16 protein-coding genes are annotated in these 13,432 nt (G+C 67.6%); 2 read left to right on the top strand and 14 right to left on the bottom strand.

Annotated features, from left to right (window positions below):
• Nucleotides 1-44: 44 nt before the first annotated feature.
• The 6 genes from PSEMAI1_RS0105185 to PSEMAI1_RS0105160 form a co-directional block, all read right to left on the bottom strand.
• Nucleotides 45-962, bottom strand: a complete 918-nt coding sequence (locus PSEMAI1_RS0105185; protein WP_024301840.1) for a GlxA family transcriptional regulator — start codon at nt 960-962, stop codon at nt 45-47.
• On the bottom strand, nt 955-1,860 hold the full coding sequence (locus tag PSEMAI1_RS0105180) for an EamA family transporter (protein ID WP_024301839.1): 906 nt from the start codon (nt 1,858-1,860) through the stop codon (nt 955-957). The genes PSEMAI1_RS0105185 and PSEMAI1_RS0105180 overlap by 8 nt, the downstream gene beginning before the upstream one ends.
• Entirely contained in the window at nt 1,851-2,330 is a 480-nt protein-coding gene (locus PSEMAI1_RS20475; RefSeq protein ID WP_232219838.1) for an isochorismatase, read from the bottom strand. The genes PSEMAI1_RS0105180 and PSEMAI1_RS20475 overlap by 10 nt, the downstream gene beginning before the upstream one ends.
• Nucleotides 2,331-2,345: 15 nt before the next feature.
• Nucleotides 2,346-2,654, bottom strand: a complete 309-nt coding sequence (locus PSEMAI1_RS0105170) for a DUF1272 domain-containing protein (protein WP_024301838.1) — start codon at nt 2,652-2,654, stop codon at nt 2,346-2,348.
• A 30-nt stretch (nt 2,655-2,684) separates the two neighbouring features.
• Nucleotides 2,685-3,236: an isochorismatase family protein gene (locus PSEMAI1_RS0105165; RefSeq protein WP_024301837.1), complete on the bottom strand. Its 552-nt coding sequence runs from the start codon at nt 3,234-3,236 to the stop codon at nt 2,685-2,687.
• A gap of 99 nt (nt 3,237-3,335) precedes the next feature.
• Complete coding sequence (locus PSEMAI1_RS0105160) at nt 3,336-3,947, bottom strand: LysE family translocator (RefSeq protein ID WP_024301836.1); 612 nt, start codon at nt 3,945-3,947, stop codon at nt 3,336-3,338.
• A gap of 164 nt (nt 3,948-4,111) precedes the next feature.
• On the opposite strand from PSEMAI1_RS0105160, the gene PSEMAI1_RS0105155 reads away from it, so the two are divergent.
• Nucleotides 4,112-5,557, top strand: a complete 1,446-nt coding sequence (locus PSEMAI1_RS0105155) for a PLP-dependent aminotransferase family protein (RefSeq protein ID WP_024301835.1) — start codon at nt 4,112-4,114, stop codon at nt 5,555-5,557.
• Nucleotides 5,558-5,568: 11 nt separating this feature from the next.
• Here PSEMAI1_RS0105155 and PSEMAI1_RS0105150 read toward each other — a convergent pair whose 3' ends face one another.
• From PSEMAI1_RS0105150 to PSEMAI1_RS0105125, 6 genes are all read right to left on the bottom strand, one after another.
• On the bottom strand, nt 5,569-5,922 hold the full coding sequence (locus PSEMAI1_RS0105150; protein WP_024301834.1) for a hypothetical protein: 354 nt from the start codon (nt 5,920-5,922) through the stop codon (nt 5,569-5,571).
• A 222-nt stretch (nt 5,923-6,144) separates the two neighbouring features.
• The gene (locus PSEMAI1_RS0105145; RefSeq protein WP_024301833.1) at nt 6,145-7,179 is read right to left on the bottom strand and encodes a hypothetical protein; all 1,035 of its coding nucleotides are present in this window, start codon (nt 7,177-7,179) and stop codon (nt 6,145-6,147) included.
• 88 nt (nt 7,180-7,267) lie between these two features.
• The gene (locus PSEMAI1_RS0105140; protein ID WP_036986201.1) at nt 7,268-7,699 is read right to left on the bottom strand and encodes a GNAT family N-acetyltransferase; all 432 of its coding nucleotides are present in this window, start codon (nt 7,697-7,699) and stop codon (nt 7,268-7,270) included.
• 75 nt (nt 7,700-7,774) lie between these two features.
• Nucleotides 7,775-8,767, bottom strand: coding sequence for a metal-dependent hydrolase (locus tag PSEMAI1_RS0105135; protein ID WP_024301831.1), 993 nt, complete (start codon nt 8,765-8,767; stop codon nt 7,775-7,777).
• Complete coding sequence (locus PSEMAI1_RS0105130; protein WP_036986200.1) at nt 8,767-9,336, bottom strand: hypothetical protein; 570 nt, start codon at nt 9,334-9,336, stop codon at nt 8,767-8,769. Before PSEMAI1_RS0105130 ends, PSEMAI1_RS0105135 begins: the two co-directional genes overlap by 1 nt.
• Before the next feature lie 125 nt (nt 9,337-9,461).
• Nucleotides 9,462-10,622 (bottom strand): benzoate/H(+) symporter BenE family transporter, encoded by a 1,161-nt coding sequence (locus PSEMAI1_RS0105125; protein ID WP_024301829.1) that lies wholly within the window; start codon nt 10,620-10,622, stop codon nt 9,462-9,464.
• A gap of 284 nt (nt 10,623-10,906) precedes the next feature.
• Here PSEMAI1_RS0105125 and PSEMAI1_RS0105115 point away from each other — a divergent pair, with 284 nt between their 5' ends.
• On the top strand, nt 10,907-11,305 hold the full coding sequence (locus PSEMAI1_RS0105115) for a DUF4399 domain-containing protein (RefSeq protein WP_024301827.1): 399 nt from the start codon (nt 10,907-10,909) through the stop codon (nt 11,303-11,305).
• Between the two features lie 119 nt (nt 11,306-11,424).
• On the opposite strand, the gene PSEMAI1_RS0105110 is transcribed toward PSEMAI1_RS0105115, so the two are convergent.
• Together PSEMAI1_RS0105110 and bfr are read right to left on the bottom strand one after the other, a co-directional pair.
• The gene (locus PSEMAI1_RS0105110; RefSeq protein WP_198019580.1) at nt 11,425-12,585 is read right to left on the bottom strand and encodes a glycerophosphodiester phosphodiesterase; all 1,161 of its coding nucleotides are present in this window, start codon (nt 12,583-12,585) and stop codon (nt 11,425-11,427) included.
• 225 nt (nt 12,586-12,810) lie between these two features.
• A complete protein-coding gene (gene bfr, locus PSEMAI1_RS0105105) occupies nt 12,811-13,275 on the bottom strand; it encodes a bacterioferritin (protein WP_024301825.1) in 465 nt (154 codons plus the stop codon).
• Between the last annotated feature and the right edge of the window lie 157 nt (nt 13,276-13,432).

Below are 13,432 nucleotides of genomic sequence, written 5' to 3'. Positions count from 1 at the left end.
CGCTTATCGGCCATTGCCCCGAAAACTTGAGCCGGCGTGGGAGTTTACGGTGTGCATTGCCGTTCGGCCCGCCCCAGCTGCCGCGCCGACGAGAAGCCGGCCGACAGTGCCGCCTTCTCGCGCGACAGGCCGGCGGCAAGCCACTGCCGCGCCCGGGCGAGGCGGATCTGCTGCTGGTAGTCGTGCACCGACACCCCGGCATGCTGACGGAACAATCGCGCCAGATGGCGCGGGCTGACATGCACCGCCTCGGCCAGCGCGTCCACGCTCCAAGGTTGCTCCGGCTCGCCGGCGATCAGGTCCTGCGCGCGATGCACGGCCGGATGCAGGTGGTTGCGGTGGCTGAGCCAGGGCGATAGTTCCGGGTCCTGCGGCGAGCGGCGGAAGTACACCACCATGTGGCGCGCCACGTCGCGCGCCAGCGCCGGGGTGGCGAGCCGGGCGATCAGGTGCAGCGCGAGGTCGATGCCGGCGGTCACCCCGGCGCTGCTGAACACCGCGCCGTCCTCGACGAACACGCGGTTCTCGCGCACCTTGGCGCTCGGGTCGAACTGGCGCAGGTGCTCGAGATGGACGTGGTGGGTGGTGCAGTCACGCCCGGCGAGCAGGCCGGCACGCGCCGCCAGCAGGGCGCCGGAGCAGACCGTCGCCAGCAGGTGGCGGCGCGGGTCGACATGGCTGGCGAGCCAGCGCGCGATCCGGCGCGCCTCGTCGCAGTCGTACACCTCGGCCGAGCCGGTCACGCCGGGAATCACCAGCAGCGTGCCGTCGGCCAGGGTCTCGGGCAGCGGCTCGATACCGCCCAGCGGCAGGCCGAGCGAGGAGGTCACGCTGTCGCCAATACCAAGGTGGCGCAGGGTGAATTCGGCACCGAACTGGTTGGCGATGCGGAACGCCTCGGCCGGCCCGGCCAGGTCGAGCAGCAGAAAGCCTGGCGTCAATACGAAACAGACCTCACGCACGGGCCGCCTCCTTCTGGCGCCAGAACTGGCGCAGGCGCTCGCCCAGCACGTTGACCGCCAGCCCGCCCAGGAGCAGCAGGCTACCGGCCGCCTGCCAGACGCTCAGCCGCTCGCCCAACAGCAGGCTGGCGGCGATCAGCCCCACCACCGGCACCAGCAGCGAGAACGGCGCCACCTTGTTGGCGGCGTGGCGCGCCAGCAGCCGGCTCCACAGGCCGTAGCCGAACAGCGTGGCGACGAAGGCGAGATAGGCCACCGCCAGCAAGGACGACAGCGAGAAATGGCCGAGCGCGTCGGCGATGCGCTCGCCGCCCTCCAGCCAGTACGACAGCAGCAGGAACGGCACGGGCGGGACCAGGCTCGACCACACCACCAGGCCGAGCGGCTCGACGCGATAGCCGGCGCGGCCGATCAGCCGCACCACCACGTTGGAGGCGGCCCAACTCAGCGCCGCCGCCACCGTCAGCGCGAAGCCGATCGCGCTCATGCTGCCGCCCTTGCCGATGCCGATCAGCGCCAGCCCCGCCAGCGCGCACAACAGGCCCACCAGTTGCGCCGCCTTCCAGCGCTCGCCCAGCACCAGCGAGGCCAAGAGCAGCGTGAAGAAGGCTTGCGCCTGCAGGACGACGGAGGCGAGGCCGGCCGGCATGCCGAGCTTGATGGCGGAGAACAGCAGGCCGAACTGACCGACGCCGACGGTCAGCGCGTAGACCGCCAGCCAGCGCCACGGCACGGACGGACGGCGCACGAACAGCACCGCCGGCAGCGCGGCCAGGGTGAAGCGCAGCGCGCCCAGGAGCAGCGGCGGCACATCGGCCACGCCCCACTTGATCACCACGAAATTGACGCCCCACACCAGCACGATGGCCAGCGCCTGGGCGATGTCGGTCAACGGCATGTCGCCTCCAGTCGATTGATCACAGAGTATCGGCGAGATACCCGTCCACGTCCGGCGCGTCGGCCAGCAGATGGCGCACACAGGCCTCGCGTTCGTGCCAGATCACCTGCAAGGTCCCACACGCAGAACGACTCGCCGCATGCTGCACGCCAGCCGTTCTCGTCGCGCACCCAGACCCGGACCAGGCACTCGTTCTCGTTATCCCAATAGACTAACACCAGATAGGCCATACCGCGCCCGGCGTGACGGATCAGCGCACCGACGCCGGGGCGCTGCGCCGTCGACGCCGGCTGCGGCAACCCGGCCAGAGCGCCATCCACGCCGGCGGCAAAGCGGGCCTCATCGAGCGGCAGGGCATCGTAAGCGATGTCGTACAGCTTGAGACGCCAGCCGCCCGGCGCCGCCAGCACGCCGCGTACGGCGAGCGGACGGGGTTGATAAGGGGTTGGCTTGAACACGTTCTCTGCCATGGCTTCATCCTCCCTCTAGCGCTGCTCGGGCGGCAGCGTGCGGATCGAGGCGGCGAATTCCGCGTGCGCCGCCACAGCGACCGGACGGTAGACCACCCGCTCGCCCGCCGGGTAGTTGCCGAGATGGTTGCCGCGCCGCCAGTCGCGTGCCGGTCGGATCGGCCGGGGCGCGAAGCCGCCACCGCAGTTCGGGCAGACATTGCCCAGCACCTCGTCGACACAGTGGGCGCAGAAGGTGCATTCGAAGCTGCAGATGCGCGCCTCCACCGAATCGGGCGGCAGCGGAGTATTGCAGTGTTCACAACTCGGTCTGAGTTCCAGCATGATGTCGGCTCCGTATCGGGGTGGACAAGCTCACATCGCCGCCAGCGCGTCGTCGACGCTGGCGATGCGGGCGAAGCGGCCAGAGAGCACCAGCTCGGTCTTCTCGCGGATCTCGGCGGGGCTGTAGGTGCGGCCGCTGACCGGGTGCGTCATGGCGAAGGTCAACGTGGCGTCGGTGACGAAATCCACCTCGTAGCCGAGATCGGACGCCACGCGGGTGGTGGTTTCGCAGCACTGCTCGGTGCGGATGCCGCTGACCACCAGCCGGGTGATACCGCGCTCGTCCAGCCACTCCTGCAGGCCGGAGCCGATGATGGCGTTATGCACGTGCTTGACGAAGGTAGCGGCGGGCGTGTGGCTCAGCCAGTCGAGCGGCTTGACCAGCCCGGAGGCGGCGGAGAATGGGCCGTCGCCGTCCTCGTGCAGGATGTTGACCACCGGCACGCCGCGCGCCTCGGCGCCGGCGATCAACGCCTGCAGGTGATGGCGGAACGCCGGCAGTTCGGTGTCGTCCCAGTACGGACGGTGCAGGAAGGATTGCTGGACGTCGATCACCAGCAGGGCGGTCTTCGGCTTGCTCATGGGCTTGATCTCCAGTGGGAAACAGCCCTCAGCTTAGCGGGCGCCCCGCCTTGCCACGAGGCCGCCCACGGACAACACCCTGCCAAAAACGGACATCGTTCACAGCACGCCGGCGTGGCGGATTTCGTCGGCCAGCAGCCACAACGCCGTGCCGGCCATCAGCACGGCCATGACGGTGTTGAACAGCCGGCGCGCCCGCTCGCCGTCCAGCCAGCGGCGCAGCCGGTCGCCGGTCCAGGCCCACACCCCGATGCAGGGCAGGTTCACCAGCGCGCAGGCCAGGCTCAACAGCGCCGCCGTCCACAGCACCTGACCGGCCTCGGGGGCGAACAGGATGGAGGTGTTGATCACCATCACCCAGGCCTTGGGGTTGAGCCACTGGAACAGCGCGGCGCCGAAGAAACCCAGCGGCCGGGCCTCGCTATCGGCCTCGGGGCGGCCGGCGCGCAGAATGCCCCACGACAGCCACAGCAGGTAGAGACAGCCGGCCACGCCGAGCGGCAGACGCAGCGCGCTCAGACCATTCAGGACGTAGGCCAGCAAGGCGGCGGTGATGAACAGCTGCAGCGCCACGCCCAGGCTGATGCCGAGCATGTGCGGCACGGTGCGGCGGAAGCCGAAGTTGACGCCGGAAGCGGCCAGCATCAGGTTGTTGGGGCCGGGGGTGATCGACATCACGGCGAAATAGGTCAGCAAGGGCAGCTCGGGCATGACAGTGCTCCTTCAGCGATGGGTGGATACACCATGCTACCCAGCACCCACAAGACGATACAGCCTCAACAATGGCAAATTGTCATGGTGACAGTTTCCACTTCCGTAGCATTGTCACCTTCGCCTATCATGGACACTGTCACCGTCTACGCCCCTGCCCCGCCATGGAAACGCTCGCTTCGGCCACTCTCACCCTGTACCAGCAACTGGCGGAAGACCTGTCGCTGGCGATCAGCCGCGGCACGCTGCCGCCCGGCTCGCGCCTGCCGTCGGTGCGGCGCACCGCCGAGAGCCGCCGCCTCAGCCTCAACACCGTGGTGGCGGCCTACCGCGTGCTGGAAGATCGGGGTCTGATCGAAGCGCGGCCGCAATCGGGCTACTACGTGCGCTCGCGCCTGCCGCTGCCGGCGCGCCGCACCGCTCAGGCCGCCGGCCCGGCGCGCGGCACCGACGGCGCGGTGCTCGACCTGATCGGCGCCTCGCTCAAGGCGCAGCAGACGCCCGGCTATATCGACATGGCGCTGGCCTGCCCACGCGGCGGCGAGTTCTACCCCGGCGCCAAGCTGGCGCGGCTGATGGGCCAATTGCTGCGCAAGAACCCCGGCCTGGTCAGCACCTACGCGCTGCCGCCCGGCTCGGAACGGCTGCGCACCCAGATCGCCCGGCGCGGGCTGGAGCTGGGCATGGCGCTGCAGCCGGACGACATCATCCTCACCCACGGCTGCATGGAGGCGCTGCAACTGGCGTTACGTGCCGTCACCCGCCACGGCGACACCGTCGGTATCGAATCGCCGACCTACTTCAACCTGCTGCCGCTGTTCGCCAGCCTCGGGCTGAAGGCGGTGGAGATCCCCACCGACCCGCAGCAGGGGCTGTCGCTCGACGCGCTGGAACTGCTGCTGGCCGAGGGCCGCCTCAACGCCCTCATCGCCATGCCCAACGTGCACAATCCGCTGGGCTGCACCATGTCGCTGGAAAACAAGAAACGGCTGGCGGCGCTGGTGAACCGGTACCGCGTGCCGCTGATCGAGGACGCGCTGTACGCCGAACTGCAGTTCGCGGACTCGCTGCAGCCGGCGGTGAAGGCCTTCGACCGCGACGGCTGGGTGATCGTCTGCGCCAGCTACACCAAGACGCTGGCGCCCGATTTCCGCGTCGGCTGGCTGGAGGGCGGCCGCTTCACCGAGTCCATCCGCAAGCTGAAATTCGCCACCTCGATCGCCGAGCCGCTGGTGCTGAGCGAGACCTTGGGGCTGTTCCTGGAATCGGGTGGCTACGACCACCACCTGCGCGCGCTCAAACGCCGCTACGCCGTCCACGTCGACAAGGTGCGATCGCTGATCGCCGACCACTTTCCCGCCGGCACCCGCGCCACCCGCCCCTCCGGCGGCTTCCTGCTGTGGGTGGAACTGCCGGAGCAGTGCGACACGGTGGCGCTGTTCCACGCCGCCATCACCGAGCGCATCAGCATCTCCCCCGGCCCGCTCTACTCACCCAGCGGGCGCTACCGCAATGCCTTGCGGCTATCGTGCTGCCAGCCGCTGGACGAGCGCTACCTTACGGCGCTGGCGCGGGTGGGCGAACTGGCGACGCAGCTGGCGGGGGGCTGAGCGGCCTTACCTCAGGACGACGGCAGCAACCCGGTCCACAAGGCCATGCGCTGCTGGACCAGGTCGCCCATCAGCCCGCGCACCGCACCGGACCCCTCCAGGTGCAGCATGGCGCGGGTCATGTGCGTCACCCACTCGTCGCTGGCCAGCACCGCATCGAGCTTGGCCGGCTCGCCACGGATCAGGAAGAAGCCGTTCAGGTCGCCGCCGTGCGGCTCGAGGAACACCGGCTCGAAGCTGGTGATGCTGCCGCCTTGCTGCAGGCCGGCGAGGTACTGCACGAACTCCTGGAAATGCTCGGCGCTCAGGCGCTCGCGCCCCGGCAGCGAGCGGTTCCAGCCGAAGAAGATGGCATTGGCACTCATGGTTCTTTTTCCTTGCGTGTTCTTTTGGGAAACCGGCGCGGTGGCCGGTGGATGACGCACGACAGGGGAACCAGAACCGCAACAGGTCGGGCGGCGCGCGTGCGCCCTGAAAATATAGCAAAGGCCCCGGACACTGCCGGGGCCGACTCCCTCCATCCAACCTTGGCCGAAGCCGTCGTCCGCTCACCCCGCTCCGCTCACGGCGAGCCCCGCACCGCCGCCTTAATGCCGCCGCTCGATCAACTCGCGCAACGGCAGCGGCAACGGCTGGCGCAGCCGCTGGCTGATCGCCGTCTCGTGACGCTGCCAGACGATGCCGAGGTAGATCACGCCCAAGCCGAGCAGCGTCAGCACGAACGGGAACAGCATGCTGTCCTTGAACACGTCGTAGGCCAGATGGCCGAGGTAACCGGCCGTGCCCAACCCGCCGAACACCACAAACACCCGGCGCGATAGCACTGCGCCGATTACGATCAGCGCCAGGTTGATGCACAGGTAGAAAAACTTGTTCAGCTCGCTGTCCGAGCGCATCAACGACAACCCGCACCAGAACGCCAGCATGCCGAACAGGTAGAGCCAGAAGGCGAAATCCCGATCGCGCCGGCTACGGATGTCAACCCAGAACGCCAGCAGCAGTACCACCAGGCCGAAATACAGCGACACCAGCTTGCGCAGCTCCCAGTCCGCATCGAGATCGCCGGACAGAAACGGCGTCAGGTCCATGCTCAGATACCACAGCGTGACGGCGATCGGCATCACCAGGAAGGGCAGCTGGTAGCGCCACAAAGCGACGGCGCCGGCGGCGAGCGTGGCCAGTTCCATCATCATCCAGCGCCAGTCGATGAAGACGTGATAATCGCGGTAGGTTCGATCGCCGGCCCACCAGCCCATCCCCTGCTGCAGGCCGTAGACGGCGAGCGGAGTGAGCACAACGACGAAGGTAGCGGTGATGCCGGCCGGAATCGCCAGATGGCGGCGCCGCAACAGGTGTTCCGTCAGCCCGATGCCGGCCGCGGCGTAGGCCAGCGTGATCAGCAGCAGCCCCCAGCCGCCGAAGCGCTCCCAGCCCAGGGTCATGAACAGGCTCATGGCGCCGATGGCGATCAGGCCTCCGAAGTAATACAGGATGTGCGTGGCGCGGAAGCTCGGCGTGTCATGGCCGCGCTCGCGGAAGAACTGCCACAGCCGCTCCGCCTGCTGCTCGCTGATCAGCCCGCTGGCGGCCGCCTCGTTCAGTAGGCCTCGATTCAGTTCCATGCTTGCTCCTCGACCCGGCAGGTACTTGGATGGGCGAAGGCCATGCGCAGTCCATTCTCTCTGCACACCGAGCCCACCGTCACGCCCATCACAAGGCCTTGATCATCTCCCAATGCGGAATCGTCACCTCGATGAAGCGCTCACCCACCTTGCGGTAACCGAGCCGCTCATAAAACGGGACGGCGCTCTCCCGCGCGTGCAGCCACATTTCCCGGAAGCCATGCTGGCGGGCGACTTCTTCCGAGTACGCCACCAAACGGCGGCCAAGGCCCTGCCCCTGGCTCTCCCCGACCACGGCGACTTGCCGCATTTGCACCCGACTGGCGTTGATCGGTTTCAGCAACAGGCAGGCGACCAGCTGCCCGTCGACATAACAGCCAAGGTGATGCGAGTCGAACTCCGCCTGCAACTGCTCGGCACTGAAACTCAGCCCCAGCGGCCGGCGCAGGATGGCGTCGCGCAAGGCGATGGCAACCAGGTACTCCGGCGAATTGTGCCGGATCGTTTTCAGCTCGATCACGTGCTCCCTCCCCGCGCCTTAGCCGATGTCACGGCCGGCCTCCACCAGCCATCTTGCAAGCACTATAGTCCCCGCTCACTCCACCCAGTAACGTTCGTTCACACTGCCCATCCTCAGCCCGGCCAGGCGCCAGCTCTCCCGACCATCACGGCACACGCCATAGCGGAACGGCGGGGTCTGCCCCGGCAGCGTGAACACCAGGTCGCTGTACCAGTAGCAGGCGCCGTCCGCGTCGCGACGGTACACATAGGGATGGGCGGCGAAGCGGCGGAACGGTTCCAGCTGCGGGAGCTGCCACAGCATGTACGCCTCGGCCGAGCCGAAGCGCGGCAGACTCTGCCAGCGCCATTGACCGAGTGGGCGGTAAGCCTCGCTCAGCCCCGGCCACAGCACGCCGCCGGCCCGGGTGTCCAGCCTCACGCGGGCGAGGTGGTAGCGGTCGCCGCGCTGCGCGATCAGCAACCAATGGCGCGGCGACAGCGGCTGGGGATAGGCCGCCAGCTGCGCGTCGGCCAACCCCTGCACCCGCAACACTGCCCGCCCCTGCGCCAGCACCTCGCCCTTGAGCTGTGCCAGCCAGCCGAGGTAGCCCGCCAGCCCGGCAAGCGCCAGCCAGGCGGCGGTACGCCAATACCACGCCAACAGCGCGCCGAGGCCGACGATAGCGCTGAACCATGGGTCGATCACGAAAATCAGGCTCGCACCGGCACGGTAGCGGGACAAGGGATAGAACAACTGGATGCCGTAGGCGGTGATCCAGTCCGAGCCGATGTGCGACGCCAGCGCCAGCGCGCACAGCGCGGCGAGGCGGGGGAACGGCAGCCCGCTGCGGCGGCGTAGCAGCCAGGCCAGCAACGCCGCCCACAGCGGCAGCAACACCAGCGAATGGGTGGGCCCGCGATGCCATTCGGTATGGAAACGATAGGGATCGAGCGGCAACAGTGCGAAGTCGACGTCGGGAAACGCCGCCGCCAGCGCCCCCACCATCATCGCGACGCGGCGCTCGGCCTGGCGCGTCACCGCCCCGCCCAGCACCGCACCCAGCAAGGCGTGGCTGACGGTGTCCATCAGCGCCAGCAGCCCAAGCGATCGGCGCAGGCCAGCTGACGCTCAAGGAAGGCACGAGTATCGGCCTGATCGGCGCTGCGATCCAGCAACCAGTAGCCGCACGTTGCCAGGAACAGGCTGCTCAGTCCCACCTCCTCGACGATGCGTGCCGGCCCGCTCGCCTCCAGCTGCGCCGCTTCGCGCAGCCATTGCACGGTGCGGCTCACGCGCAGCAGGGCGGCGGCCTGCAGATGGATATGGCCGAACTCGGCCTTGTAGCCCAGCATGCCGACGGTGACGGCCTTGTGCCGGGCAAGGGAACCGAGCCAGGCCATCAGGAGTCCGGTCAGGCGCTGCGGCACCGGCAAAGCGGCGATGGCAGGATCGGCCCCCGTCCGGAGCATGGCGGCGTCGGCACGGTCGAGCCAGGCCTCGGCCAGCTCATCCTTCTGGCGGTAACACTGACGCAGCTCGTCGAGGGTGATGCCCAGCGCCGTGGCCACGTCGTAGAGCCGCACCGCCTCCCAGCCCTTGGCCTCGCCCAGTTCCAGCGCCTTGTCGAGGATGACGTCGCGTAGGGTCGGGTACATGGTGGCCTCCTGCTGCTGCTGACGGGGATGCGATGCCGGTCGGGCGAGCATGCCCTCTCGTTCGCCCGCTGACCCTGAAACTATAGCAAGCCCTGCCCCTTCCACCCGACCGAAGCCCCCAACCGCTAGCCGCGCCGGGCGTTCAGCACCACCAGCGCCAGCGTGCCGCCCACCAAGCCCCAGAACGCCGAACCGACGCCGAACAGCGTCACCCCCGAGGCGGTGATCAGAAAGGTGATCAGCGCCGGTTCGCGCTCGGCGTCGTCCCTCATCGCCGTGGTCAAGCCGCCGGCGATGGTGCCGAACAGCGCCAGCCCGGCGATGGCCAGCACCAGCTCCTGGGGAAAGGCCGCGAACAAGGCGCCGACGGTGGCGCCGAACACGCCGAGCAGCAGGTAGAAGCTGCCGGCCGCCACGCTGGCGAGGTAGCGCCGCGCCGGGTCCTCGTGCGCCTCGCGGCTCATGCACAGCGCGGCGGTGATCGCCGCCAGGTTGACGGCGAAGCAGCCGAACGGCGCCAACAGCAGGTTGACCAGACCGGTGCCGGTCATCAGCGCCGAGATCGGCGGACGGTAGCCCGCCGAGTGCAGCACCGCCACGCCCGGCACGTTCTGCGAGGCCATGGTCACCACGAACAGCGGCAGCCCGACGCCGAGCAGCACGCCGGGCGCGAACTGCGGCGTGGTCCACAGCGGCGTCGCCAGTTCCAGCGCCAGCCCGTCCAAATGCAGCCCGCCCTGCCCCGCCGCGATCAGCCCGCCCAGCAGCAGCACCAGCACCACGGCGTAGCGCGGTAATAGGCGTTTGAGCATCAGGTAGGCGACGAACATCGGCAGCACCAGCACCAGATTGGCCTGCATCGCGCCGAACACGTTCATGCCGAACTTGACCAGGATGCCGGCCAGCATCGCCGCCGCCATCGGCAGCGGAATGCGGCTGATGGCGCGCTCGAACAGGCCGGTAACACCGGACAGCGTGATCAGCCCGGCCGAGAACACGAAGGCGCCGATCGCCTGCGGCAGGCTCACCCCGGACAGGCTGGTGATCAACAGTGCCGCCCCCGGCGTCGACCACGCCGTCACCACCGGCACCTTATAGCGCAGCGACAGGCCGATGCAGGTCAGCCCCATCGCCAGCCCCAGCGCCATCAGCCAGGAGCTGATCTCGGCGGGGTTGGCGCCGGCGCTGCGGGCAGCCTGGAACACGATGGCGGCGGAACTGGTGTAACCCACCAGCACGGTCACGAAACCGGCGGTGAGTGCGGGGAGGTCTTGGCGGGTCAGCATGATGGCATCGAAAAAAGCAAAATGCTCAGCCTGCCGTGCCGGCGTCATGATGTCCAGTCCGCTTCACATGCCGGGTGATGCCGAGGGCCGTAGCACGGTTCCCGGTATCCAAGCCGCCTGCCCTCTCGGGGCCCCTGTCGAAACACCGCCATCGGCAGAGTTCCCCCTCCTGCGGCACCGTTCTCTCGGACGGCGCCCCGGCAAAATCAGGTACAACGACGTTGATAGCCGCAACGAAATTGCATAAAACGAAGCTCCACCCTTGCTGGAGCAAACCCACCGTGATGAAGAACATCCTCTCGGCCCTATGCCTGGGCGCGCTGCTCGCTGCCGGGGCGGCGCAAGCCGCCGGGCGCGTCTATTTCGTCGAGCCGCAAGACGGCGCCACGGTAAAGAGCCCGTTCAAGGTTCGCTTCGGCCTGGAAGGCATGGCGATCGCCCCGGCCGGCGACACGAAGCCCGACACAGGCCACCATCACCTGATCATCGACGGCTCCGCCACTCCCCAGGGCGAAGTGGTGCCGACCGACGACAGCCATCGCCATTTCGGCAAGGGACAGACCGAAACCGAGCTGACGCTGCCGCCGGGCGAGCACACGCTGACGCTGCAGTTCGCCAACGGCGCGCACCAATCGTACGGCGAGGCGATGAGCAGCAGCATCAAGGTGATGGTCAAACCTTGATGCCCGGCTCGCCATCCCGTTGAACGAACAAAACCCCCGCCCTCCTTGCGAAGTGGCGGGGGTCGTCGGGCTCGGGGCCAGTGGCCCCTGTGGCCGAGGCCAGCCTCACATCAGGCCGCTCAACGAGCCTGCATCTGTGCACGCGCCGCAACGGCAGTGTCGGTGAAGTCGGAGAACACGCCGTCGAGGCCGGCGGCAAAGTAGGTGCGGTATTCCTCGCCCGGATTGCCCTGGTAGTTGGCCGCCAGCAGCCTGGCCTCGTTGCGGAAAGTGTAGGCGTGCACCAACAGGCCCAGCTTGTGCGCGTCGCGGATCACACTGGACGGTTCCAGCAGCGTCATGTCACGCTGGTCTACCTGCTTGTCGCCGTCCACGTCGGCCGCCTTGCCGGTTTTCGGATCGACCATCGCCTGCCAGCTGATCAGGTACGGCTTCCACGGGCCGATGCCGTCGGCGAAGGTCTTGATCTCCTTCAGGCCGGCCGGCGTCAGCATGTCGGCGTAGGTGCGCTGGTCGCCCGAGACCACGAAGTCATACGGCCGGTTGGCGTCGATGCTGCCGTCCGGGCGCACATCGTTGGCGTCGAGCAGGTACACCAGCTTGTTCGGTGTCAGCTTGCGCAGCGTCTTGAGGTTGGCCGCCTCGAACGACTGGATGAACACCGGCGCGTTCTTGCGGTTCAGCCGGTACTTGGCCAGCAACGTAACCAGCGGCTTCTCCAGCGCCAGCCCCAGTTGCTGGTGATAGGTCGGGTGCTTGGTTTCCGGATAGACGCCGATCTCGCGGCCCACTTCCTTCGACTTCTTCTCGCGCAACGCCAGCACCTCGTCGAAGGTCGGGATCTGGAACTGTCCGTCAAAGGCCTTGCTGCGGTCGGCGCGCGGCTGCACAGCGCGCAGGGTCTTGATCTCGGCCAGCGTGAAGTCGGAGGCGAACCAGCCCTCCTCCTCGACACCATCCACCTTCATCTTGCGCTTGCGGCTGGCGAACTCCGGATGTTTGGACACATCGGTGGTGTCTTTCAGGTTCGGCTCGTGACGGGCGATCAACACGCCATCCTTGGTCATCACCAGATCCGGCTCGATGTAATCGGCCCCCAGTTCGATCGCCTTGGCGTACCCCTCCAGCGTGTGGTCCGGCAGATAGCCGGACGCGCCACGGTGAGCGATCACCAGCGGCGCCTTGCCGTCGAGGGTGGGGAAGATACCTTTCGGGGCGGCCATCGCCGGGGCCGCCAGCGCGGCGGCAAGCGCCGCGGCCAGAACACCATGCTTGCTCACAGACATTGTCCTCAAACGGTTGCGGGAAATCCGCCCGGCAGTGTTCCACAGTTTGATGACAACATTCTGACAACGCGGTTTCGCTGTGCGACCGCGCGACAAGGCACGCTCCGGCCGATACCGGCCGAAGGCAACGGGAATTTCGTGCAGCGATGCTCGTGGGCGGAACGGGTGACACCCCCAGGCGACAGCCGGCGCGGGAATGACGCAGTCTGCCCCGCCGGCTCAGGTCTGCGACTGGATGTAGTTCTGCAGCCCCATCAGCTTGATCAGGCCCAACTGCTGTTCCAGCCAATGGGCGTGGTCTTCCTCGGTGTCGTCCAGCATCCCCTCCAGCAGTTCGCGGCTGACGTAATCGCCCTCCTTCTCGCACACGGCGATCGCCGAACGCAACAAGGCGACGGTGTCGTACTCCAGTTTGAGGTCGTTGGCCAGCATGGACTCGACATCCTTGCCGATGTTGAGCTTGCCGGGGCTCATGCCGGGCGTACCCTCCAGGAACAGGATGCGGCTGATCAAGCCGGCGGCGTGGCCGGTTTCCTCCTCCATCTCATGGTTCAGCCGCTCGAACAGATGCTCCAGCCCCCAATCGTGGTACATGCGGGAGTGGATGAAATACTGGTCGCGCGCCGTCAGCTCACCGGCCAATTGCTTGTTGAGCGCCTCGATAACCGCCTTGTTGCCTTTCATGTTTCGGTCTCCTGACAGATAGCCGGGGAAAACAGCGGGAAGCCAGGACACACCTTCGCTCAAGCTGCCGAGTGAGGCTCCTGGCATTTTCCCACTATAGTCAGCACGCATGGGCACGTCCAAGACAACGCTCGGGGGAGCATGGGGCAGAAGAAAG

The organism is Pseudogulbenkiania sp. MAI-1, assembly GCF_000527175.1.
GTDB lineage: Bacteria > Pseudomonadota > Gammaproteobacteria > Burkholderiales > Chromobacteriaceae > Pseudogulbenkiania.
Note: the sequence above shows the minus strand (reverse complement) of the source record. Positions and strands in the feature narration are given on the sequence as shown.

Bases quoted from the DNA above. Each gene is read 5' to 3' on its own strand.
- PSEMAI1_RS0105180 (WP_024301839.1), bottom strand. From the start codon at position 1,860: ATGCCGTTGACCGACATCGCCCAGGCGCTGGCCATCGTGCTGGTGTGG.
- PSEMAI1_RS20475 (WP_232219838.1), bottom strand. From the start codon at position 2,330: ATGGCAGAGAACGTGTTCAAGCCAACCCCTTATCAACCCCGTCCGCTC.
- PSEMAI1_RS0105170 (WP_024301838.1), bottom strand. From the start codon at position 2,654: ATGCTGGAACTCAGACCGAGTTGTGAACACTGCAATACTCCGCTGCCG.
- PSEMAI1_RS0105165 (WP_024301837.1), bottom strand. From the start codon at position 3,236: ATGAGCAAGCCGAAGACCGCCCTGCTGGTGATCGACGTCCAGCAATCC.
- PSEMAI1_RS0105160 (WP_024301836.1), bottom strand. From the start codon at position 3,947: ATGCCCGAGCTGCCCTTGCTGACCTATTTCGCCGTGATGTCGATCACC.
- PSEMAI1_RS0105155 (WP_024301835.1), top strand. From the start codon at position 4,112: ATGGAAACGCTCGCTTCGGCCACTCTCACCCTGTACCAGCAACTGGCG.
- PSEMAI1_RS0105150 (WP_024301834.1), bottom strand. From the start codon at position 5,922: ATGAGTGCCAATGCCATCTTCTTCGGCTGGAACCGCTCGCTGCCGGGG.
- PSEMAI1_RS0105145 (WP_024301833.1), bottom strand. From the start codon at position 7,179: ATGGAACTGAATCGAGGCCTACTGAACGAGGCGGCCGCCAGCGGGCTG.
- PSEMAI1_RS0105135 (WP_024301831.1), bottom strand. From the start codon at position 8,767: ATGGACACCGTCAGCCACGCCTTGCTGGGTGCGGTGCTGGGCGGGGCG.
- PSEMAI1_RS0105130 (WP_036986200.1), bottom strand. From the start codon at position 9,336: ATGTACCCGACCCTACGCGACGTCATCCTCGACAAGGCGCTGGAACTG.
- PSEMAI1_RS0105125 (WP_024301829.1), bottom strand. From the start codon at position 10,622: ATGCTGACCCGCCAAGACCTCCCCGCACTCACCGCCGGTTTCGTGACC.
- PSEMAI1_RS0105115 (WP_024301827.1), top strand. From the start codon at position 10,907: ATGAAGAACATCCTCTCGGCCCTATGCCTGGGCGCGCTGCTCGCTGCC.
- bfr (WP_024301825.1), bottom strand. From the start codon at position 13,275: ATGAAAGGCAACAAGGCGGTTATCGAGGCGCTCAACAAGCAATTGGCC.